This is a genomic window from Peribacillus sp. Hz7 (genome assembly GCF_042136355.1).
Lineage (GTDB): Bacteria > Bacillota > Bacilli > Bacillales > DSM-1321 > Peribacillus > Peribacillus asahii_A.
In genome coordinates this window covers 24,860-48,692 of sequence record NZ_JBHHJV010000005.1, presented here as the reverse complement: position 1 = coordinate 48,692, position 23,833 = coordinate 24,860, and the positions used below count along the sequence as shown (strand labels likewise).

Below are 23,833 nucleotides of genomic sequence, written 5' to 3'. Positions count from 1 at the left end.
TTTATACACAACCCGAAAAGTCACTGTGACTCAAGTTGAATCTTCTCTATATCTTTCACAAATTCGTTGTACGTGTTGCTGATTCGGATGATGGTTTCCGATGTGTTGATGGCTTTGTTTGTTAGGAGTGCTTGTTTGTTGGCTTTGCTTAGTTTGTTATACGTAATCGCATATTGTGAGCCTGGGCCGCTGTTTTTCCAAGCGATGAATTGCATGATTCTTCCTACATTATTGAACTCGTTGTTTTGAAATGTTGGATTAATCGCGCCGCTCGCTAAAATGCCTCGTGTACCTGCTTTACCGTTCTCTACGTTTTTAATTACATTGTTTTCAATAATCGCATTTGACCAGTTCATCACACGAATCGCATCTGAACGCGTTCCATCAATGTTGTTATTGCGGATTACAACTCGATCATGATACTTGCCACCCGAATATTTATGCGTACCTACGGCACGATCAACATTCTTAAAGGTATTATTTTCAATCGTTACATTGCGATTTGGAGTTTTGTCATACTTGCTCCAACTTTGACTCCACCCTGCTGTCGTTTTATCAGGTGTATCGAGGTTAATCGCTTCTTTATTCTTCTTATCTGATGCCTTTGAACCTATAAATTTATTGTTTCGAATCACAACATGACTAGAAGCATCCATCTCAATGAAGTGGCCTGAATACATATTTTCAAACTGGATATTCTCCACTTTTACATTTTGGTTATGTCCCATAATCATCGCAATGGCTTCTTTGTCATACTTCATATCAATCGTGACTGTACCTTCACCAATAAAAGAAATATTTTTCTCACCATTATACTTTCCATATACGCCTGATTTATTGGCTTTCGACGGCTTAATTAACTGAAAAATGGATTTTGACGGGCTAAACTTGTTTGTGCCTGTTTTTGTTCCTTTCACAATATTAACGCCGCTTTTCATTTTAATTGTTACATTCGACGGAACGTATAGCACATTGCTGATGATGTACGTTCCTTTTTTTAATACGAGTGTGCCGCCACCTTCTTTTTCTAACTTCTCTAAGTAAGAGCGTAATAAGTAATAATACTTCGTATGACTATTATATGTAGTATACTTGAGCATCGTTGGATTCACCGGCTTTGTTGTAGGCGAAACCGTATACACTTTCTTTGCCGCAGCTTCTGTTGAATGAGGCGCTACTCCCGCCCATAAACTCAACATGAGCACAAAAGCAGCTAATAATGCTCCTGTTCTCTTCAACCTCTTAATCATGCTCTCAAAATCTCCTCCCCAAATAACGGAAAAAGTCGGTTGTACACAGACTTATCCACATAATACCCACAGGTGAAAATGTCACTGTGACTCATCCCTATATTACCATCTATCCCTGTAAAGAGAGCTAAAATAGACAAAATTCAGAATAAAACCGCCGCCTATTGGCAGACTGGCGACGATTTATTCACAAAATTATCCACATATTATAAACAACTGGAAATGTCACTGTGACTTCATGATACACCATTCATGATAAGCTTGAGGGCAATGATTAAAGAGGGCTAATAGTGGTTGTTTATTGAGGAAGGGGTAGGAGGTATATGACGAATAATATGAGCGATAGCTGCTCCATTGATAGAGCTGTGGTTCTGAAACCATACATGCCTTCACGGGATTATAGTGGATATAGCGGCTCACTTCAGCCATCCCTATTAGGCCTTCAACTCGTTTAGAAAAAAATCTCTTTTCAAACAGATGACCTGTTTTATCGTATTTCTTATTGAAATAATGAGCATAACGCTTATTTAAAAGCGCCATCACTTTAGAGAGGGAGACTTCAGAGGAGCGAATTTGGAGGTGATAATGATTCGTCATCAAACAATACGAGGTAAGTTCAATCGGATACTTCTCATGGATTTTCGAGAGTAAATGCAAGAAAACAGAATAATCTTCCCCGCTCAAAAACAGCGGCTCTTTCCGATTTCCACGACTACTAACGTGATAATATTGGTCCGGAGACCATTCTCTAATTCTATGACCCATATTTTTCTCCTTTTTGCTTTAGTATACTTGCTAGAATCTCCATAAGCAAAAAGGAGAAAAGAAAGATAAATAATCAATTTACCCACAAACTTATACACATATTATCCACAAATCAAAAAGTCACTGTGACACAACTTTTTTAAACACATATATACAAAGCAAACTCCACACCGCTCCTAGGGCATAGCCGGCGATGACATCGGACATAAAGTGGGCATTCACAGCGATCCGGCTTACGCCCATCACTAACATAAGCACAACAACGACCGCGCTAATCCACCATTTTGCTGCTCTTGATTTAATTTCTTTCGTAATAAAATAAGCAAGCAATACATAGAAAACTAGCCCAACCATCGCATGTCCGCTTGGAAAACTGTAGCTCATCGCCTCAGCTTCCGCACTACCGACAGGTCGTTCTCTCTCCATACTGTTTTTTACAAACTTATTAAGCAGGTTCCCGCCACCTACTCCAATCGCAAAAATCGCCATCGCTACATAATGCTTTTTCACAAACCATAACCACAAAAGGAACATTAAACTTCCCCCAGCAATGACGCCCGTCGAACCCAGAGCAGAGACACCTTCAAAAAAATGAAGTGCACCTTTCCCAGTCCCGCTAAACATATTCTGAACAGAGTCATCAAAAGATAAAATAAATTCCTTCTGAACACCTAACATCATCACAAAAAAGACCAGTAGAGAAACAATGCCCACAATCAACATCTTCCCACTACCCTTATGTACACCTTTCTCCATCCACAAATCTCCTTCTATATTAGTAGTATAAACTCGTCTTTAATTATATTTTTCTCATATAAAAATGATAGACAGCATATATTTTAAGCAAAAGTGTTCATTTCAAACGGGCAAAAACTATTATTTTTGCTTGGCAGTTACACTTCACAATCACTGTTAATTCTCCAACACTTGCATACGCCCATATTTTTTGATAAAGACGATAAATAGTTTGCAAATAAATGATGGCTTATAAGTAAGGATATTGAGCTTATCCATAGCATAGGAATCTTATACACATTCATATAGGGATTTTCCAATAAAGATTGCAAATAAAACAATGATGGAGTCCAACAGAACAAATAATGGAACCCGCCTTTTATAAACCAATTGCGTCCCTCCTTCACTTAAAATATGTTCCATAGATTGAATACTTATCTCAATTTAAGATTCAGTCCTGTCTGAAGAACTATTCTTAATAACTTGTTCTAGGAACCTCAATAAATCACCTTTTATCTCCTCATGTTGCAACGCAAACTCAATTGTCGTTTGAATAAAGCCTAGCTTCTCCCCCACATCATATCGCTTACCTTCAAAGTCATAAGCAAACACTCGTTGAATTTGATTTAGTTTTTGAATCGCATCCGTCAGCTGAATTTCTCCACCTGCACCTATTTCTTGTTTTTCTAAAAACATGAAGATTTCAGGGGTTAATATGTATCTTCCCATGATAGCTAGGTTAGAAGGTGCTGTTCCTTTTTTCGGCTTTTCCACAAAATTATTCACTTGATAACGTCGACCGTTTTGTTCGCCTGGATCAATAATTCCGTAACGGTATGTTTCCGCTCCTGGTACCGTTTGTACTCCAATTACAGAGGATAATGTCTTGTCGTACTCATCCATTAACTGACGTAAACACGGGGTCTCCGCTTGAACAATATCATCACCAAGTAATACAGCGAACGGCTCGTTACCAATAAATTTACGCGCACACCATACTGCATGTCCTAATCCTTTTGGTTCTTTTTGTCTGATGTAATGAATATCCACTTTAGAAGGAGCTTGGACTTTCTCTAACAATTCAAATTTGTTTTTCTCCATCAAATTGGCTTCTAACTCAAAGGCATTATCAAAGTGATCTTCAATCGCTCGTTTCCCTTTTCCAGTTATGATGATGATGTCCTCAATACCCGAAGCGACCGCTTCTTCAATAATATATTGAATCGTCGGTTTATCGACAATCGGCAGCATTTCTTTCGGCATCGCTTTTGTAGCCGGTAAAAAACGCGTACCTAACCCCGCCGCTGGAATAATCGCTTTTCTTACTTTCTTCAATTATTTATTGCCCCCCTATTTTTAAGATACTAATCTTTTATAAATAGATAGTTAATGAGAAAACACGTTAAATACACCTTCTCTCATTAACCATCTAAAAAAATCGGATTTTTTAGATAAATCTATTAAAAAGTTATATATTGGACGATAATATCAATAGCATAGTTTAATTAATATAATAATTCGAGCATCTACTCTACCCTCACATCATACTCCTGACGAAAGGCGTCTAAAGTGTGCAAATATAGGCCACCCACAGCCATGATCGAGTGCTTCCGTTGATAATGGTTAGGAAGCCTCACCAGTCAATGCTTCTGACAATATATAAAATTTTTTAGAATAGTCCTAAAAATTTCTTCGTTTTTATTTTCTGTGGCATTTCCTTATAGACTTGCTTTCCTTCTATAACCATAAAAAGAACAGTAAACTTCCCCCAGCAATGACGGCCGTCGAACCCATAACAGAAATCCCTTCAAAGAAATGAAGTGCACCTTCCCCAATCCCGCTAAACATATCCTGAACAGAGTCATCAAAAGATAAGATAAACTCCTTCTGAACACCTAACATCATCACAAAAAATATCAGTAGAGAAACAATGCCTCCAATCAACATCTTCCCGCTACCCTTATGTAAACCTTTCTCCATCCACAAATCTCCTTCTATGTTATTCATCTCTTCCCTATAGCTATAGATAAGAATACACAAAATGCTTACTCGGGTAAATAGACTTATGATGATATATAACTAAATGCTTTAGATCTAGTGTGGGAGCTCTTTTTACCTACAAAATTATCCACATAATATCCACAAACCGAAAAGTCACTGTGACAAATACACACTGGAAGCTTCAGACAGAACTTAACAAAAATTCTACCTTTTCGACAAAAAAACTAATATAATAGATTAAATATCACAAGTATGAATAAGGAAGGAATTAAGAGATGAGTTCAGAAAAAAGAAAGAAAAAGAAGAACAAGTGGCCTAAAATTGTCGGAATCGCCATACTTCTTTTCATTTTAGCTGGGGGAGCATTCGCTTATAATGTATGGCATTCATTAAATAAATCCGTTACTTCTATGTATACAGATCTTGATCGTAACTCAGAGAAACGAACAAATGAACTGGAACTGACGAAACAAGACCCATTTTCCGTGCTTTTATTAGGAGTCGATGAACGTGATGGAGATTCAGGTCGATCTGATTCCATGATTGTTCTAACCGTCAATCCCGAACTAAAATCAGTTAAAATGCTAAGCATTCCACGTGATACAAGAACTGAAATTGTAGGGCATGGGACAACAGACAAGATTAATCACGCCTATGCCTTTGGTGGCATCAACATGTCCATGGATACAGTTGAACATTTCCTAGACATACCGATTGATTACTTCTTAGAAATTAATATGGATGGCTTCAAAGACATTGTCGATGCAGTAGGTGGCGTCAACGTACAAAACAACCTAGACTTCACATACGACAATGTCCACTTCGCAAAAGGGACGATCAAATTAAACGGAGAAGAAGCATTAAAATACTCACGAATGAGATATGAAGATCCAAACGGGGACTTCGGCCGTCAAGAACGTCAACGTCAAATCATCCAAGCAGTCATCAAAGAAGGAGCCAATATCTCCTCCCTTGCCAACTATGGGGATATTCTTGATGCACTCAGCAAAAACATCAAAACAAACCTTGCCTTTGACAATATGATTGATATCCAAAAAAACTACCGTGACGCAAGCGCAAACGTTGAACAAATGACAATCAAAGGACAAGGCACCAAGATGAATGGTATCTACTACTATATCGTCTCCGAAGAAGAACAACAAAAAGTTCAAACACAATTGAAAGATCATTTATCGATGAAATAAAACAGCAAGGCTTCTGGCCTTGCTGTTTTTTAATAATCTGAGAAAAAATATACTGCTCACGCGCAAAAATATACTGGTGGAGTAGGAATCATGCCAAATTTGTTGAGAAACATGTCATTTCGTGCAATAATCATGCGAATTTCATGAAAAATCGTGCCAATTCACCTCATAATCATGCGGCCTTTTAGATTTGATATCTTCTCATCCCCATCACCCTATAAGATGTCCTTCTATATATGTATGGAAAGTAAGTCCCCTATTCAAGGAAAGCCAAATCGCCGTTATATTGACATATAAAGTACGGCATCATAAAATATACTTAATTCAAGAGATTTTATTTCGAAATAAATTACATCAATCTATAGTGAGGTGGCAAAAATGATAATCGTACAACGAGCAGACTCACGTTATAAAGTGAACACGGACTGGCTTGAAAGTAATCTAAGTTTCTCTTTTGGTGAATATTATGACCCTGACAATATCCAATTCGGTCCACTAAGAGTCTTAAATGATGACACGATTCAGCCTAATCGGGGATTTGGCATTCATCCGCATCGTGAGGCAGAAATTGTCTCCATCGTGCTACAGGGGAAATTGAAACATGAAGATAGTATGGGCAATGCCGGAATACTACAATTCGGAGACATTCAACGAATGACAGCAGGAACAGGTATTCTTCACTCTGAATTAAATGGATCGAATGAACAAGAAGCGAAGTTTTTACAGCTCTGGTTTTTCCCAAATGAAAAACAGCTGACGCCTTCCTATGAAGATATGACCTATGATATAACGTCACTCAAGAATCAATGGATTCCAGTCGTTTCCCATACACCCGACAAAAATGTGGCAAAGATTCATCAAGATGTAACGCTTTATTTGTCCAAGCCAGAAAAAGGGACGACACTCCATTATGAACAAACCTTAGGACGGAGAATGTTTCTTTTTGTCATCGAAGGAGAAGTGAACATGCATGACTCGACCATGTTGAAAAAAAGAGATGCCGTAAGAATTAGTGAAGAATCAAGCATGAGCCTAGGGGCAAAAGAAGACAGTTTCCTTTTATTAATTGATTTACCAGGGGAGGAATAACAAATGCTCATGATTCGCCATTCCATCGGAAGCCGTTTATTCTTTCAATCAAAAGATTTCACAATCGAGGAAAAAGAAGACCGTTTTGTCATCTCCGCTCCTGCAACCGAAGAAACCGTACAAGAAGTGTTAGCTTTTCGGAACGAATTGAATATCTTCGCAGTCGGTCAATATGAAAAAACCTGGTACTATTCATCGGACGGCAAAGTTGAATTTCATCCTCAACAAAGAAAGCTCATTATTGAAGCGGACCACAAAACGGTGTATCCTGTTTCATTCTAAAAATAACGCCACTGATCAATCAGTGGCGTTATTTCTTCATTGTTATTTTTTATGAAGGGCAGGAACGTCTTTTCTTACCGTATCAAACAGTCCTGAACCGATAATATCGAGTGCCGACTGCATTCTTTCAGCTGAGATATTATCCTCCATTGTATCCTGTGGAGTGTGGTACACTTTCTCAATATGATAGACGAGCGGATTCCAACTATCAATGCCCATCCAAATAAATAATGCAGCAGGGATGCCGGCGTTATGAAATGGAACATGATCGCTTGAACCAAAAGTTCCTGGTAAAATATCAGAATTTCCAAGGCGGGCACCTGCAGCCGTTGAAGCATTAGTAACAGCATTGGTTGTACCATCTACTGTCATCGCGTAAAGGTTCTTCGCTTTATCATAATTTGTTGCGACCATATCTGGAACAAAGACAGCTTCAATTCTGTCTCGCTGCTCTTGCGATAACTGATCTACATAATATCGCGAACCAAGAAGACCGCGCTCCTCTGAGCCAAAAGCAATGAACTTTAATTCTTTATCTGTATTATATCCTTTATAAACTCTCGCAAGCTCCAGCATTAACCCGACACCTGAAGCATTATCATTCGCACCCGGAGCACCGACTACACTATCATGATGCGCCCCAAGAATAACTTCTTTCGTATCTTTTGCTTTTCCTTTTGGCGCTTTCGTTGCAATCACATTCACAGACTTTAAATTGGAATAATGTTTGGCTGTCAGACTTACTTCAACAGACCCTTTTGCCATCTCTTCCTTCATCCATTCTCCGTGTATATAGGAGGCTCCGAAAACCGGCACATCATATTTTTTAGCTAAACTTGGATTAAAGGCTTGTCCATAATTACCGCGACTGCCGACAAGGCTTTGTAAAATCACACCTTTCGCTCCTGCTTTCACTGCATTATCAACCTGTGCTTGATAACCTGCTACAGTAGATGCTCTAGCCATCACGACAATCTTCCCTGCTGTATCAGCTGAAAAATCGCTTAAGCTGGTCCCATCCTCTACGAAAACAACTTGGCCTTTGACAGCTTCATCACTGATTTTCCCATTCGGTGCGGCTCCCATTTCCCAAACAGTCTCATCATTAAGAGCTACATTCGCAATGAATTGATCCGCAACAGGGAAATATTGAAATTCTACATCGTAACCGTAACTTTTAAGTGTATTCGCTATATAGGCAGCGGAACGTTGCTCTCCCTCAAGCCCGCTCACTCGTGGACCAATTTCCTGAGACAAATACTTCACATGTTCAAGTGCTCTTTCAGCACTCACTCTCGCCACAATCTTTTGATCCTGCGAATAGGAGGACTTTCCATTCCCCTCATCCGCTGACACCAATCCGCCTGACCCTAAAACAATAGAAACAGCTAATATTGAAGCAAACACCTTTGATCCTTTACCACGATATTTGACTGCCATCCTCTTCCCCCATTTCATCCTAATACACTTCAAACATAAATTAACAAAAAAAGGATATTTAGTCAAAATATTTATAACATTTAGACAATTATAAATAAAAAAATACGGGGCTTTGTCCTCAAATCCCCGTTTATCGCTTATGAACCAACTGATAGTTTCTCATAACGTTTGCTGTTACATACCGAAGATAAGTCCCTCTTAATCTCTCGACAAAACAAAGAAATCATTCATCCTTTAATCCTTTTTAACAATTCCGCTTAATTTTACGGACAAATCTTCTACTAATTCCTTAACCGTTACATTCGGCTCCGCTTCTCCTTTTTCAAAAGCAGTTTTGAGAATGTAATAAAATTCTTCCTTTTCTATTTTTGCTTTCATAACCACTCTCTCCTATTAACCAAGAAGACTACCATGGATATTCTTCTTATTCCTATGTATGAAATAGTTTTGTTCATTTCCTCACATATTAGATCCATATAGAGGACATAACAAAAAAAAATCAACACAAATCTTATACCGTTTCTCTTCTATCTTACCACACTCTCATATACTTCTATTCTAATATTATTGACAAATTTCGGTAGTTTCAGTTAATTGCGCCCAAAATTAGGAATCGTGCCAATTTTATCGAAAATCATGCCATTTCTTTCAAAAATACAGCGAATTTCGCAAAAAATCCAGCCAATTCAAGCTATAATCTCGTTCAATAGAAAAAGAATGTCTTTATAAAAGACATCCTTAATCTATACTTATACTTTTCGTGCTAATACTACTTTCTTCTCTTCATAACCCGGCTTACCAAGGAGCACAAACATATTAGCTTTATAGGCTTCAACCCCGGGCTGATTATTTAATTCATCTGCGGCTTTATTTCTAGCGTTTTATAAAGATCCCTCCATCGCTTATCTTGAATGAATTGTTGAATAATGTCTTTTGTATGATGCGATATCCATGTGGTATAATATCACTATGACTCATTACCTATATTCTACTTAAGAGAGATGGTACATGTGATATGGATAGGCTTTTTATCAGGAAACGTGAGCGTTATATGGATATTGTATTTGTATAATCGGTATGTTAAAGAAAAATCGAATGAACATTTTCTGAATCATACGGAGGATGAAAAAAGATTGATAAGATTGATAGAAAGTATTATTTATCATTACGAAGTGAAGCCTGAACGGAAATTTAGATATATTAGTCCTTCTATCGAAAAAGTTTAGGCAAGGGAGTAACTAAAAGAGCCTTTAAGAATCCAACTGTCCCTTTCGAAAATATTCATCCGGATGATTATGATATTTTATACAAAAAAGTCTCTGGCGATACGGATCATAAGTCATGAATGCATTTCCCATTCATTTAACCTATTTAAAGAAAGAACTGTCTTTTGATAGCAAAGCATTGTGCCTACTTTATTGTCTTCCATTTCTCTCACCGAAAACGATACAGATGATGCACGAAATATGTATAAATTTATTTCTGAATTTGAAGGGGGCTATCTTAACTCAACGGTTGAAGAACGATTTCGATTACTTGTACCTAAATACGAAACCATTCTTTCCACCTATAATCTATCGCGTGTCGTAGATGTTCTTTCTGAAAAATATGTCACGAACGAAAATCGACTTCGTTTATTTTTATAATGCGGCATCCAACGCTATTTAGTTTTAGTAAAAGAAAGGAAATTAGAAAATGACAACAAACGAAAAACAGTTACTACCCTTTGTACATTATCATGATGCAGCTTACGGTTATGTTGGATATGGAGTATTCGTATCGGAAGACGTAACCTTTATTCATGTAACGAATATCATTGGGGCAATGTTAGTGAGCAAACATTCAGTTTATACCGTAAAAGACCTTCCTACATATTCCTTGCTAAAAACAATAAGCGATTGGCATACCGTTACAAATCTACCTTTTGTTATTGAGGATTGGATGATAGATTTTCCTGTTGAGAGATGCAATGCGGATGAAATTCATCACATCGGATTGTTTTTCGAGTGGTTTGCTTCTTCTAATTTGCCGCTCGATAAGCGGTTGGAACGATGTATAGAGGTATCCGCATTAGAGAAAAAAATACTAAAGACTGTGATTCACTTTATTATCCATCATCACAAAGGAAATACAGAGTTGCTTAATGAAGCAAGGGACGGTTCTCTCATCCGCCCTTTCCTATGTCTTAAATATAAGGTTAAGAGAAACGCCCAAGATTCTTACAGCCTGGGATTGTGATAACCCATCGATTCCTTTTACTTTTTGCAACACTTCATTTCTTTTTTGAAAAGCATGGGAAGGGCTTTCGGGGCATGTCTAGTATGAGGAATGAAAAAGAAGCAGGAGAACCCCCCCTTGCTTTCACTTAAAACATGATTGAAGGAAGGTGTCATACATGGCTGTCAGTAAAGAAGATTTATATCGGTTGGTGGATCGTCTTGATTAACAAAATGAAAAGGAGGACTTTGACTTCTTACAATTTCTAATTGAACGTTCAAAAAAGACACCTAAAGACTGGGAGAAAATTGATAAGGCAGAACCCGACTGTGAGCCATTATCGAAACAGGAGTTAGAACAATTAATCAGTGAAGAAGGATTAGTGGTAAGTGAAAAATTGTAGTTATTTACTATTTAGGAACTGATGGGACATTACAATCCCACAAGCAATCAGAATAAAATGAACTACTACAACAAAAAGCGGATAAGTAGTACGTAACCACTTATCCGCTCGAGGACTGAAAAGAAGCAAAAGAACCGTCCCCTTGATTCTTCCCGCTTTAAACTTTAGATGAATGGAGGGCAGGCACCGTATTTGGCAATAGGTTCACAATCGTTTTTTGTCAACTATCTGATGACCTAATGAATGCAAAGCAGACGTCACTCGCTCCTTCGATTCCTTCACAGATGCATCCGGTAATCCGACGATAAGAAAGGCATCCACCCCGTCAAGGGTTTGTACTTCGACCTGTACACGATAGCCCTCTACTCCTTTTAGGCCAATGCTCATTATTTTGGCAACCATTCTTTAAGCTCCTTTTCTTTGTCCATAGATTTCTCTACAAAGTACTGATAGTTTTGAAAAATGGGTTCTCGAAAATAGGAAAGGGTCTTACGAAGTGATACATGAGGATTTTCGGTAAGGTTTATATAGGCGGGGTAGCTGCTCCATTTATTAAGTAGACAACTGTTTGACCATTTTAGCTTCTAAGGGATTTCGGTGAATATATCGACTCACTTCTAAAAAGTATTGATCGGTTTCAATTAATTCCGAACCGTATCTTCCTTGAAAAACATGTCCATCATAGTTGTACTTTTTATTAAAATAGACGGCATATCTGGAATGAAGTTCTTTCATAATTAATTTAATATGGAAATTGGTCGTGTCGAGTTGAAGGTGTATGTGATTGGTCATAAGGCAGTAGGCATGGAGGGTGAATGGGTACATAAGGCGGACATCTTCGAGGATAGCTAGATAGGTGACATAATCGTCTTGGTTCATAAAAAGAGCAGCTCTTCGGTTCCCTCTAGCGGTTATATGATACGTGGCACCAGGAAACCAAACTCTATGTTTTCTTGACATTTAACTCCTCCAATCTTGAATAAAATGGTTACGAACACTTAAAATCTAGCAAATATTAAAATACTGTCAACCTGTTTTTATCTATAAAGCAGATTTCCGGAAAACCACTCCCCCCTTGCCTCCTGACACTTCCTCTAATTCAGCACTACCCTTTATTTCAAGGTTTATTTCATGTATAATGAGAATATAATAAAAAAGAGAAGTGCGGGTAACACTTCTCCATGCAACTTCTACCGTCAGGGTGGTGGTTGTCTAAAAAGGTTTATTTTTTATGAAAACCACCCTTTTGCTTCCTACGGCGCGGGGTGGTTTTCTTGTTTTCTAGAACGTTTTTCCGAAAGAAATATGCGCTCAACTCACGCACAATTCCTTTCAGAACTTCACGAAGAAATTCAAGAAATATTTCCATGATTATCACCTCCTTTCCTAAAATGGAAAGAAGAATGAAAACCAGCCACCCTCACGAATGCAGTTGCTCTTCCATTCTATCATATTTCTCTAAAATTATTCACCTGAAAAAAGATATGCCCTGTAGAGATTTCTCTCCACAGATCCTTTCTTTAACTTATTTATCTGTTGGGACAAAGAACCTGACTCCTTGTCCCCTCTACTTTCTTACTTTATCGTTTTAAACTTTAGATGAGCGGGGGTCAGGCCTCGAATTTCGAATGGTATGTCACAGTATCATCCTACTGCGCATTAAACAGTACTAGAGAGTTAAGGTTTCCCACACTCCAATTTGTTCAATAACCATATACTTATCAGTTGCTACTTTTTTAATTTTTACACTACTACCAACTTTATTACTTCTTAAATATTTATTTCCGCCAGTAATATCAGGATATAAGAGGTCTGTTGTCTTATATGGTTTTATTTTAAAATAAAAACTTGTTTCTACTTTAAATTCTCCTATTTCTCCAACTGTTAAGAAATCAAGGCTTGCTGTTATATCTGTTGTCGCACCGCTATTAGTAATTACATTTTTATAATCAATATTTCCATTGTATAAATTACTAGCAGTCAAATTTCGTATTAATGGCTTAAATTTTCCGATATCACGAATACTACCGTAAACAGTTATCGCTTTTCCAGTCTCGCCAGTTACATTAAAATTATCTATTACTATATCAACACTATAGGTGCTTAATAAATTTAATGAATATAAACCATTTTTTAATTGAGATACCCCTCTGTCGTCTTTTATAAACACATCTTTAAAGACTATATTTCCGATTTGCTCAGAAAGTCCAGAAGGGTTGTAGAAAACTATACCGCTTCCTAATACATCGCCAGTTGCGTTATTTGAATTCGGGTTAATAACGTCACATTTTTCTATGGTTACTTTTGGAGTTTTAGATGTGTACCAAGATACTCCTAATATTCCATTCGCTTTGCTGTTAATTATGCTAACGTTTTTAAAATTGCATGTACCATTCACTCTATATTGTGTTGGATTTAGCGAAATACCGTATTTATCACCATTAGATTTAAAATTATCTATATGGATATCTACATAATTATTTTCGTTGGTAGTGTGATATTGGGAGTACGCTAAACCTTGTAAGGCAATGCTAATCCCGCCTCCTGCACAATTATTCGTTTCAATATTGCTAATAAATATTTTCTCGATAACATCAAGGGGATTATTTGGCTCTATATCAACACCGAATTGCGGATTCGCACCAATAATATTTGAGATTTTTGTATTTACTATATTTATGTTTTTTCCGCTTGCGATGGATATTCCTTGTCTTCTACAGTGGTCTATTTCGATATTGTCTGTTATTACATTTTCAGAATAATTTCCATCACCGTTTGCACCTATATAAAGACCATCACCTCCACTGTCTTTCATTAAAACGTCATTGATTTTAATATTCTTGCTACCTTGTATATTTAAACAATGTCTCCATTCTCCAATTGTATAATCATCGTATCTCATTTGTAAAACAGCATTATTAAAATCAATAAAGACATTTTCCTGTCCGATTACATTAATTAGACAATCTCTTTCAAGAAAACCACTATTAGCCATAATTGTTACATTAGGCGCAAATTTATGATATGAATTACTTTTCAGAAAAATAGGGTTTACGTTATAAACTCCTGAATTCCATATGAAATTATTGTACGTATCTAAAGCTGACTGAATTTCTTTTGTAGTCATATTCGGATTTAACTGATACGCAATTTCTGCCAACTCTTCACTTAAAACATCACTTTTTATATCGGAATTGCCAACTCTATAGCCAAAAATGAACAATAATATCCAAAGTAAAAAGTTTAATAAGAAGTTTCTTCGATTCACATTATTCCCCCTTACATCCCAGGTGAACCCTTTCCCTTTATAGCATAGTTACTTAATTTAAACTTCGTAAATGATCTATAAATGGCTCTAACTGCCTTAATTAAATTATAGCCTGGTTCCTTAGATTGGCTGTACAGTTTATTTCAAATAAACCGTTGGTAACATTGTTTAAACCAATAACGAGTCCAATATAAAAATTAGGTGAACAATCATTCTTTAAGGCTGTTGCTTTTATGATACTACATCTATTTCCTACGACTAAATCTATTGTTTCTGTATCTGTTGTTTACGCTTATCTATCTGATTATTAAGCACTTTCTGTATTTCTTCTAATTTATCAATAGAATGTATATCTTGCTTAATATATCTCAACGTTTTCTTAACGGATTTAGGTAATTTATCAAAGATGTTCAACTCATTGCTCCTCCTACTAAAATTTATTATAAAATGAACATTCAATAAATCTTTACTTTTTTATTGATAAGGTCATTTATATATTTTTATGTGAGATTGGAAACCGTAAAGTGATTTTATGTGTAGATGTTACAATATCCCCATTGATTTACACTCATACATTCAAATGTTTACAAGTAGGTGGCTACTTGATGTCTTTTATAGTGCCACAAACAGTAGTGACAGCACGCAAATAAGAACACGGTTCATTTAATTACTGTAGATTAAGTTTCTTTAAATATTCTTTTGAATCTTCTCCGTGAAATCCAAATAAATTTCCCACTAGCTTTATATACTCCGTAAATGTAGTATCTCGATTCCACTTTTCAGACCACCATTTTTTTGGGGTGTAGGCTTCGTTTTCTCCGGACACATAGGTTAATTTAATATCGCTGTTTCTGAAGGCTTGATCAAAAAGTACTTTAACCCTTCTCATATGAAAATTAGACGAAACCACGATAGCAGACTGAAATTTGTGTTTTAGCATTACCTCTTTAGAAAAACGAGCATTTTCAAGCGTACTCATTGATTTTACTTCCATTATAATAGAATCCTTTGGCACACCTAACTTCTGTGCCCGTTCATACAATTGTTCCACACTTCCATTGGATAGTAGTAGATAAGATGCAAATCCTTCTTTATACAACTTAACTCCTTTTTCTAAACGCCCTTCTCCACCACTTAAAACGATGATTACATCGGATTTTACTGTTTTTTCATCAATGACTAGGAAGTTACCAGCCGAGTTTACAGTTACCATAAATAGTAGGATTACTCCAAACAAAATCATCATAACTTTCTTTAGTGTCTTTCTCTTCAGCATATCGCCCACTTATTTCCTTTCTTAACTACCAATCTAATTTCATTTTAATAACATTCCTAACGATGTTACTGATCTTACGTCATAAATTCCTGTATTCATTTTCCTGATTTTTAATGGTTTATTTTTCGAAGTATCCATTAATTGAATTTTTTCTTCTGGAGAGTAATCTGTAGAGGAATTGTTTGAAATTTTTTCAATTGAAATGTTCATTACCTCTCTTTAAAGATTTCATTTCCTTTAATTTTATTGACAACTCTTTTACTAATTCGCTTACTGTTAGATTCTGAGCCGTTTCTCCCTTCTCTACTGCTTCTTTAAGTAGATGATAAAAAGCTTCCTTCGTTACATTTGATATCATGATCAGTTCTTCCTATATAAAAATAGAAGACTATCCATGGATAGCCTTCTTCTCACTTCATAAGATTAACGATATTTCTTTAAAGCTAATGAGATCACGACTTATTTCGTGGTCATTCTACGATACTGACACTATAATTCACCAGCTGTTTCCCTACTAAATACTTACTTTTTACTTTACTCTTTACCACATCGATTACACGCTGTTGCTGTTCTTCAGTCATATTTGAGCTAGAGGGCAAACATATTCGGGGCGTGCCTAGCATGAGGACTGAAAAGAAACAGGAGAACCGTCCCCTTGCTCCCTCCTATGCTAACCTTTCAAAATAACTTCTCTTTCTTTTTCATACCCATTCGGATTCTTCTCCTGCCATCGCCAAGCATCCTTACACATTTCCTCAATTCCCTTTTCAGCAATCCAGCCTAGTTCATCTCTTGCTTTTATTGGATCAGCATAACAACTTGCTACATCACCCGGTCTAGGTTCAACAATCTTATAAGGAATCTTCTTTCCAGAAGCTTTTTCAAACGCAGCAACCATTTCGAGTACACTATAGCCTTTTCCAGTTCCAAGGTTATAGGCATCCACACCTGTGGTAGTCAAAATCTTTCCTAGTGCCTTTAAATGTCCCTTAGCTAAATCTACTACATGAATATAATCTCTTACTCCAGTTCCATCAATGGTTGGATAGTCATTTCCAAATACATTCAATTCCTTTAATTTTCCAGCTGCTACTTGTGTGATATATGGCATTAGATTGTTAGGAATACCATTGGGATCCTCTCCAATTCTTCCACTATAATGGGCTCCAATCGGGTTAAAATAACGTAAAAGGGAAATACTCCAGTTATAATCTGAGTAATGAAGATCGCGAAGAATTTCTTCAATCATTAGTTTTGTTCGGCCATATGGATTCGTTGATTCTAGAGGAAAATTTTCAGAAATAGGAACACTTTCTGGCACACCATAGACAGTAGCAGATGAACTAAATACCATTTTATTTACACCATACTTGTTCATGGTCTCACAAAGAATAAGCGTACCGGTTATATTATTATGATAATAATGGAGCGGAATTTGAACTGATTCTCCTACTGCCTTAAGTCCAGCAAAATGAATCACTGCATCAATGGTATTTTCAACAAATACAGTTTCTAAATAATCTCTGTCCAATATATCTACTTTATAAAAAGTAATATCTTTCCCAGTTATTTCTTTAACTCGAGACAAAGATTCTATCTTACTATTAGATAGGTTATCTACTACTACCACCTCATACCCTGCGTTTAATAACTCAACGCATGTATGACTACCAATATAACCTGCTCCTCCTGTTACTAATATTGCCATTACCATATCCCTCCCCAATATTATTGTCTCACAATTTCTCGTTCCTTTAATAATCCATAATTTGTTAATTTTTCTCCTCACAAACAAAAGGCTCTGATGGCTATGCCATGCAGAGCTTTTAAACGTTAAAATATATAAAAAACTAACTCTCTTATATTCTACAAATCTCGAAATAACTCGAGTGGTCGCAGTGACAGAAACCTATCTTAGATATCAAGACTGAAAAGAAGCAAAAGAACTGTCCCCTTGCTTCTCTTTATTTATATCAGTGGTAAACTTTACATTGTGAAGAAAACTGAATTTTTGTGATTTTATTTTCGGGATAATATTTTTTGACAAAAAGCTATTAAAGAATTTTTATCAAAAATATCCTTCAATAAAAAAGCCTTTAACATGTATTTACTATTAATCTTTGTTTCTTTAAAAAATAATGGCATTATAAAATTTGTAAAAATTTGCGTGAATAATGTTGCAATTGCCGCACCACTTATCCCCCATAGAGGTATAAATAACAAGTTCAAAATCAAGTTACTTACAGCTCCACAAAATGTGAAAATTTGCTCATATTTACTTTTATCCTCACAAATTAACCAAATATTTTTACAAGAACCTATAAAGCCAAAACTTGTATACCAGGCTGATATGACAAGGGCTGATTTAGCACCAACATATTGTGATCCATATAAAAGTAGGATAATCCATTCCGAAAAAATAGTTATAAATAGTGAAAACACAACACCTAACCAAAATACTACAGCATACAATTGTTTTAATCTAAGAATATATAAATTTTGATTATTTTTTTTATGTTCAATAATAATTGGCCGAGCCGATTCTATAACTGCAGTTGGTATGAAGCCCCAAAGTCCACTAATTATAATAGCAACAGAATATAACCCTACAGCTGTAGAATCCATGAACATTCCAATCATAACTTTATCCATTTGTCCGTATGCTGTAACCATAATTCCAGAAACAATAAAATGATAGCTTTTCTTCAACAGATCTGTAGATGTTTTAAGTGAAAAACGTAACTTTGGTCCATTGTTAATATGGTAAACTATTAATAGTAGGATTGAAATTACAATTACGTCTAATGTAGTTGCAAACGCAAACCACACAATACCTTTTCCAAGAACTAATATAACGATTCGATATACTGACATTATGATATATCCAATGCTTTGTATAATAACAGAAAATTTAGATTGCAATTTTGACTGATACCAATAATTAATGAAATCACAAGCATTAAAAAGTAATGAAATTGATTGTAAGAATGCAATATTTAATAATAAATTATCATTTGGATTTAATGTATAGATAATGATTAATATCATACCCATTGAAATAAATCCCAATATTAGCCTCATAAACATTGCGCTTCCTAATATAGTTCCTTGTTTATCTTTGTTTTTAATTAGTTCATTTACAATTATCACGTTTAATCCCAGTGTACAAATTGGAGCAAAGAACGCAACAATAGAAGCGGAATAATTTAGTAATCCAAAATTTGATACTCCTAAATATCGTGCAGTAAGCACCCCAATTAGAAGAGAAAGAGCCATTTGGAATAACTTACCGCCAACCATCCAAGACGTATTAGATAAAAATCTATTTTTAAACACTTTCATTTTTTTCTTCACTCATATCAAACAAATTTTCATATTGTTTTATTTGACCTTTCAAACTAAAGAAATTACTACGTTGTATTGCCTTATCCTGGTATAACTTAAAAAATAAAGTATCCGATAAAATATTCTTTAAACCTTTGTATAATCCATCAGTACTATTTTCTGTTATTACTCCATACTCACCATTTCCTAATAATTCATTCATACCCGAACAATTTGTAGTAACAATGGGAAGTTTTAAAATTAATGCCTCTGTTACAACTGTACTAAATCCTTCAACTCTAGAAGAACAAACAAATAAATCACATTTAGACATATACCTATATGGATTTTTTTGAAAACCAAATAGTTTCACATTTTCATTTAAATTGTTTGTTTCTATAAAATTAATAAGACTATTTTTTTCAATACCATCACCAATAATCCAAAGTTCGTATTTGAATCCTTCATTTATTAAACTCTTGTGCACTTCTAAAAGTCGATCATAGCCCTTTTCCTTAACTAATCTTCCAACTGTAACTATCCTAAACTTATCTTTTGTTGATTTTTCTGGAATATCTAATTTTCCTTTTTCTACAATTTGCTTAGGATCTACAATATTATATAAAATACGAGTATTTTCAAAATAACCAAATCTTTTTTTAAACCCTTCCTTTGCTGACTCAGAGACAAACATAATTTCATCAAATTGACGATATGATGAGACAATACTTTTAAAACTATTATAAACTTTTTTTATTGCAAACTGATTAGAAAGGTCAGTATGTATCCATGCATATTTTTTTGCATTTTTATTTGTAGAAGCACTTATAAATTTTGTACATATACCTTCTAAAAAAGCTATCTCAATGTCATAATTTGATTTTATATATTTCTCATATATAAATTTAGGGGATAGAATATAATAAAACAGCCTTATTAATATCGAACGCTTATATTTATTTTTTTGTTTAATTATTGTTTTATATTTAACATGCTTAGGAAGTTGTTTTATATATATTCCCTCGTCTAAAACCGTTTGTACTGTAATTTCATATTTTAAAGGATCAAGATTTTTTACTAAATCAATCAATACTTTCTCGGCACCACCGCCACCGAGTGATGTAATTAAAAACAATATCTTTTTTTTCATTTACTATCCTCTATTCCCAAAAAAATCTATATGGAACTATACTATATCCATCACCTTTTAGAAACCATATATATAGAATAAGTATAAGAATAATTAATATATATCCACCTATTAATATAATACGTTTATCTTTTACTGCATTCATTACCTCAGGAATAAATAACATTACAAACATATAATAATAATCAGCAACACGCATAACATTTGTCCCAACTGATGAAAAAATCATCAAGGATGCTCCAATAATAACTAACATATATAAAATGTTGTTTTTTTGAGAGATTAATAATACACTCTTATAAAAAAATAAGCCACAAATTACGATTAAAGAACACACTAACATCCAAGTAAACGATAGTGAACTTACAATTTCATAATTATTATAAAATGTACTTATGATAGTTCCAAAAATCTGTTCGCGAAATACAAACATTATAATATTAAATAATAGGATACCACTTATTGTGAATTTGTTTAATTTCAAGTTAGCAAGAAAATATGCAGGTAAAAACATTAATGCTGATTTATGAAATGATGCTGCTATCAAAACACATAAAATAAATTTAACTAACTTTCTATCTTTTATAAAATTATAACTAATAAATATAATTGCATATCCTATTGCCTGTCTTAAGCCAGAAAATACAAATGAATAATAGTTAAAAGTTATATAAATTGCAAAACTCAAAAAAGGCATTTTAGAGTGTTTATATATTAATATTCCTACAGGAATTATGCTAATACATGCAATAACTGTTAAGAATATTTGTTCATTTGTTGTAAAAATACTAATTAATTTATTTAATAATTTATAACCTATCTCAAATCTATGTCCTAATAGTAATGCTTCAAAAGAAGAATATTGTGGCATAGATAAAAAATATGTTACATAGACAGGAGCATCCGAACCTATTGTATAATGGCGAAGTGATAATAATAATATTAACTGAATCGTAGCAAGTGAAACAAAAAAAATTTTTAATTTTTTCGTATCTCTAGTCAATGATCTTAATATGTTAAATCCAATAGAATACAGTCCTATCATCACCAAAGTAGATACATAAATTAACATTATAGATATATTCTCCCGTTTATTTTCTAGAAATTAAACATTTTTCCAACCATTTTTTATATTTATCTGCCTGTATATTTATTGAATAGCCTTCTTTTTCTACATCAGCTTTTCTTGATTTACGTAGCACTATTTTACTCTCTATTATTTTCTCTACCCAAATATCTACGTTTTCAATTGGTAAATATTCAATTAAATTAGTGATAGCAGTCTCCTTTGTCACTTTATTAGAAGCAAAAATATTGATTCCGGTAGATTGAGCTTCAATCAATGTTACTGGAAAACCTTCATTCTTGGAAGGTAATAAGAAAATATCGGCCGCATTCACAAGTTCAGCTATATCACTTCTTACTCCTAAAAACATAATTTTATCAGTTAAACCCTTTTCATGTACACACTTTTTGACAGCACCTTCTGTTGCACCGTTTCCAGCAAACAACAAAATACATTTCTCATTCTGTTTAGACAACTGCTCAATAATGTCAACCATAAATAAATGATTCTTTTCATCTGAAAAACGTCCTACATGTAATAAAACTATTTTATCTTCAATATTAAATTTTTTTCGATAATTTTTACGAACCCCTAAATCATAAGAAAATTTATTTACATCGATAGCATTATTCATAAGTATATTTTTTTCACTTGGTGACCAATTTTGTCCGTGCAACCACTTTCCAGCTTCAATACCACAGGAAAAAAAATAATTAGCACAAGACTTATTTAATAAACGAAGAGTATAATTTTTGGTTTTTTCTTTAATACTTTTTATTTCCTTACAACCATGTGCATGTGAGATACATACTGGAACTTGATTCATCCTTGCTAGAAATAAAGTTGAGAAATTAGAAAAATTCTGATGACAATGAACAATATCATATTTCTCGTTTCGAAGAATCTTATTAATTTCCAACATATTTTTCCTAAACGAATTTCTTTTAGGAGTAACATGAAAAACTTTTGACCCTAAACAATGGAATTTTTCTTCTAACATCCCGATATTATTACCATGAACAATAAAATCGAAACGTACCCCACTCCTATCAATATGTGAATAGTAATTATATAACATACTTTCCACACCACCACCATCAAGTGATGAAACAACGTGCAGAACTTTAATCATTGTCTTTCATTGCTCCTTCTGCATACATTTTATAAAATGAACTTCTTTTCTTATCTAATAATTCTTTATCATACTCTTTTGCTTTTCCAAAGCTCCGTTTAGCCTCTTCTAACATTGTCTTCTTATTCATCATTTTAAGTAAAGTACAAATTTCGTTAACTGACCCATTCCTAAAAATAAATTTTCTATTTAACAATTCTGGTATTCCACCAATTTCGGAGCCTAAAGAAGGACAGCCCCTACTCATAGCCTCTACCAAAGCTCGAGGTAGACCTTCTGTTTTACTTGGTTGAATATATATATCGATCTTATCTAAATATTCAAAGACTTTCTCATGTGGTAAAGCTCCTAAAAATTTAACTTTATTCTTTATACCATAGTCTTCTGCTAGGGACTTCAAATAACTATTATCGCCTCCCCCTGCTAAATAATACTCAAAATTGTAACCTTCTTTATTTAACATAGAAATGGCCTTAAAAACATACTCTTGTCCTTTATATTTTACATTTACGGCTGCAGTTGTCCCCAGAACAATTGGTTTTTCCTCACATAAACCCTTTATTTTATTTAAACGCTTTTCCAGTACAGTTTCATCTACTTTGGGCAGTACGACGTCAGAACAACCTATTGTATTTCCCTTACATGGATATCTTCGTTGTAAGAAATCATTAGTAACATATAAAGTGTATGGTGCGTTTTCAACTTTTTTTTTCATATTAAACCATACAAATGGAGAAATAATTTTCCCTTTTAACCCATGATTCCATAAAGAGTCCCGTGGACATCCCACTACCTCTACTAAATAAGGTTTCTTGTATTTTTTTGCATACTGGATCGCTTGATTACCTGCACTACTCGGTAATCTTGCTATTATATAATCACTTTTTAAAACCTCATTTTTTATAGTTTCATTTCTTTTCATACGTTCATTAATATCAACGAACATTTTAATTGATGACTGTAAATCAGGTATTTCAAAAAAGCCAATTTGTTCTTTATTAAAAAAATTGAAATTCTTCCTAGCATATTCTTTATCGTACAAAAATGAATCCTTTCTAGAAATAACCGTTAATTCATCAGAAATGGATAGATATCTATCCCACACCTCTTGATTATAGCTACCTCCAGTATAAAAATTACCATTTTTATCTTCTTTCATTTTTGTTTCGTGTACAAATAGTAGTTTCATTTCAATTCCACCTCAAACTTAGTAATGTAATCATCTCCTAG

General features: G+C 34.5%; 25 protein-coding genes and 1 pseudogene. 5 read left to right on the top strand and 21 right to left on the bottom strand.

What is annotated here, in order from left to right; all coding sequences use genetic code 11:
- Positions 1 to 20 precede the first annotated feature (20 nt).
- From ACE199_RS09145 to ACE199_RS09125, 5 genes are all read right to left on the bottom strand, one after another.
- Positions 21 to 1,250: a right-handed parallel beta-helix repeat-containing protein gene (locus ACE199_RS09145; RefSeq protein WP_375349480.1), complete on the bottom strand. Its 1,230-nt coding sequence runs from the start codon at positions 1,248 to 1,250 to the stop codon at positions 21 to 23.
- Between the two features lie 225 nt (positions 1,251 to 1,475).
- Positions 1,476 to 2,015, bottom strand: a complete 540-nt coding sequence (locus ACE199_RS09140; RefSeq protein WP_375349479.1) for a transposase — start codon at positions 2,013 to 2,015, stop codon at positions 1,476 to 1,478.
- Between the two features lie 120 nt (positions 2,016 to 2,135).
- Positions 2,136 to 2,771: a phosphatase PAP2 family protein gene (locus ACE199_RS09135; protein WP_375349478.1), complete on the bottom strand. Its 636-nt coding sequence runs from the start codon at positions 2,769 to 2,771 to the stop codon at positions 2,136 to 2,138.
- Between the two features lie 423 nt (positions 2,772 to 3,194).
- On the bottom strand, positions 3,195 to 4,085 hold the full coding sequence (galU, locus tag ACE199_RS09130; RefSeq protein WP_375349477.1) for a UTP--glucose-1-phosphate uridylyltransferase GalU: 891 nt from the start codon (positions 4,083 to 4,085) through the stop codon (positions 3,195 to 3,197).
- Positions 4,086 to 4,487: 402 nt separating this feature from the next.
- Entirely contained in the window at positions 4,488 to 4,730 is a 243-nt protein-coding gene (locus ACE199_RS09125; protein WP_375349476.1) for a hypothetical protein, read from the bottom strand.
- A gap of 296 nt (positions 4,731 to 5,026) precedes the next feature.
- On the opposite strand from ACE199_RS09125, the gene tagU reads away from it, so the two are divergent.
- From tagU to ACE199_RS09110, 3 genes are all read left to right on the top strand, one after another.
- Entirely contained in the window at positions 5,027 to 5,956 is a 930-nt protein-coding gene (tagU, locus tag ACE199_RS09120) for a polyisoprenyl-teichoic acid--peptidoglycan teichoic acid transferase TagU (RefSeq protein ID WP_375349475.1), read from the top strand.
- A gap of 378 nt (positions 5,957 to 6,334) precedes the next feature.
- A complete protein-coding gene (locus tag ACE199_RS09115; RefSeq protein WP_375349474.1) occupies positions 6,335 to 7,045 on the top strand; it encodes a pirin family protein in 711 nt (236 codons plus the stop codon).
- A 3-nt stretch (positions 7,046 to 7,048) separates the two neighbouring features.
- Entirely contained in the window at positions 7,049 to 7,327 is a 279-nt protein-coding gene (locus tag ACE199_RS09110; RefSeq protein WP_375349473.1) for a hypothetical protein, read from the top strand.
- 42 nt (positions 7,328 to 7,369) lie between these two features.
- On the opposite strand, the gene ACE199_RS09105 is transcribed toward ACE199_RS09110, so the two are convergent.
- The 3 genes and pseudogenes from ACE199_RS09105 to ACE199_RS09095 all read right to left on the bottom strand — a co-directional run.
- Positions 7,370 to 8,767, bottom strand: a complete 1,398-nt coding sequence (locus tag ACE199_RS09105; protein WP_375349472.1) for a M28 family metallopeptidase — start codon at positions 8,765 to 8,767, stop codon at positions 7,370 to 7,372.
- A gap of 234 nt (positions 8,768 to 9,001) precedes the next feature.
- Positions 9,002 to 9,145 carry a YwzD family small protein gene (locus ACE199_RS09100; RefSeq protein ID WP_375349471.1) on the bottom strand — a complete coding sequence of 48 codons (144 nt, stop codon included), beginning with the start codon at positions 9,143 to 9,145 and terminating at the stop codon, positions 9,002 to 9,004.
- Positions 9,146 to 9,516: 371 nt separating this feature from the next.
- Positions 9,517 to 9,615 (bottom strand): annotated as a pseudogene (locus tag ACE199_RS09095) (hypothetical protein); the annotation flags it as partial.
- Between the two features lie 618 nt (positions 9,616 to 10,233).
- On the opposite strand from ACE199_RS09095, the gene ACE199_RS09090 reads away from it, so the two are divergent.
- Both ACE199_RS09090 and ACE199_RS09085 read left to right on the top strand, forming a co-directional pair.
- Complete coding sequence (locus ACE199_RS09090) at positions 10,234 to 10,413, top strand: hypothetical protein (protein WP_375349470.1); 180 nt, start codon at positions 10,234 to 10,236, stop codon at positions 10,411 to 10,413.
- A gap of 49 nt (positions 10,414 to 10,462) precedes the next feature.
- Positions 10,463 to 11,005 carry a hypothetical protein gene (locus tag ACE199_RS09085; RefSeq protein ID WP_375349469.1) on the top strand — a complete coding sequence of 181 codons (543 nt, stop codon included), beginning with the start codon at positions 10,463 to 10,465 and terminating at the stop codon, positions 11,003 to 11,005.
- 586 nt (positions 11,006 to 11,591) lie between these two features.
- Here ACE199_RS09085 and ACE199_RS09080 read toward each other — a convergent pair.
- The 13 genes from ACE199_RS09080 to ACE199_RS09020 form a co-directional block, all read right to left on the bottom strand.
- Positions 11,592 to 11,789, bottom strand: coding sequence for a magnesium chelatase domain-containing protein (locus tag ACE199_RS09080; RefSeq protein ID WP_375349468.1), 198 nt, complete (start codon positions 11,787 to 11,789; stop codon positions 11,592 to 11,594).
- 150 nt (positions 11,790 to 11,939) lie between these two features.
- Positions 11,940 to 12,347: a transposase gene (locus ACE199_RS09075; RefSeq protein ID WP_375349467.1), complete on the bottom strand. Its 408-nt coding sequence runs from the start codon at positions 12,345 to 12,347 to the stop codon at positions 11,940 to 11,942.
- A gap of 262 nt (positions 12,348 to 12,609) precedes the next feature.
- Complete coding sequence (locus tag ACE199_RS09070; protein WP_375349466.1) at positions 12,610 to 12,756, bottom strand: hypothetical protein; 147 nt, start codon at positions 12,754 to 12,756, stop codon at positions 12,610 to 12,612.
- A 300-nt stretch (positions 12,757 to 13,056) separates the two neighbouring features.
- Positions 13,057 to 14,655, bottom strand: coding sequence for a glycoside hydrolase family protein (locus ACE199_RS09065; RefSeq protein ID WP_375349465.1), 1,599 nt, complete (start codon positions 14,653 to 14,655; stop codon positions 13,057 to 13,059).
- A gap of 264 nt (positions 14,656 to 14,919) precedes the next feature.
- Positions 14,920 to 15,069: a LytR family transcriptional regulator gene (locus ACE199_RS09060; RefSeq protein ID WP_375349464.1), complete on the bottom strand. Its 150-nt coding sequence runs from the start codon at positions 15,067 to 15,069 to the stop codon at positions 14,920 to 14,922.
- Between the two features lie 253 nt (positions 15,070 to 15,322).
- A complete protein-coding gene (locus ACE199_RS09055) occupies positions 15,323 to 15,931 on the bottom strand; it encodes a YdcF family protein (RefSeq protein ID WP_375349463.1) in 609 nt (202 codons plus the stop codon).
- Between the two features lie 193 nt (positions 15,932 to 16,124).
- Positions 16,125 to 16,289: a YwzD family small protein gene (locus ACE199_RS09050; RefSeq protein WP_375349462.1), complete on the bottom strand. Its 165-nt coding sequence runs from the start codon at positions 16,287 to 16,289 to the stop codon at positions 16,125 to 16,127.
- Positions 16,290 to 16,601: 312 nt separating this feature from the next.
- The gene (gene galE / locus ACE199_RS09045; protein ID WP_375349461.1) at positions 16,602 to 17,639 is read right to left on the bottom strand and encodes a UDP-glucose 4-epimerase GalE; all 1,038 of its coding nucleotides are present in this window, start codon (positions 17,637 to 17,639) and stop codon (positions 16,602 to 16,604) included.
- Positions 17,640 to 17,950: 311 nt separating this feature from the next.
- A complete protein-coding gene (locus ACE199_RS09040; RefSeq protein ID WP_375349460.1) occupies positions 17,951 to 19,273 on the bottom strand; it encodes a flippase in 1,323 nt (440 codons plus the stop codon).
- On the bottom strand, positions 19,260 to 20,405 hold the full coding sequence (locus ACE199_RS09035; RefSeq protein ID WP_375349459.1) for a glycosyltransferase: 1,146 nt from the start codon (positions 20,403 to 20,405) through the stop codon (positions 19,260 to 19,262). The genes ACE199_RS09040 and ACE199_RS09035 overlap by 14 nt, the downstream gene beginning before the upstream one ends.
- 10 nt (positions 20,406 to 20,415) lie before the next feature.
- Complete coding sequence (locus ACE199_RS09030; protein ID WP_375349458.1) at positions 20,416 to 21,477, bottom strand: EpsG family protein; 1,062 nt, start codon at positions 21,475 to 21,477, stop codon at positions 20,416 to 20,418.
- Between the two features lie 19 nt (positions 21,478 to 21,496).
- On the bottom strand, positions 21,497 to 22,603 hold the full coding sequence (locus ACE199_RS09025) for a glycosyltransferase (RefSeq protein ID WP_375349457.1): 1,107 nt from the start codon (positions 22,601 to 22,603) through the stop codon (positions 21,497 to 21,499).
- A complete protein-coding gene (locus ACE199_RS09020; protein WP_375349456.1) occupies positions 22,596 to 23,792 on the bottom strand; it encodes a glycosyltransferase family 4 protein in 1,197 nt (398 codons plus the stop codon). The genes ACE199_RS09025 and ACE199_RS09020 overlap by 8 nt, the downstream gene beginning before the upstream one ends.
- Positions 23,793 to 23,833: the final 41 nt, after the last annotated feature.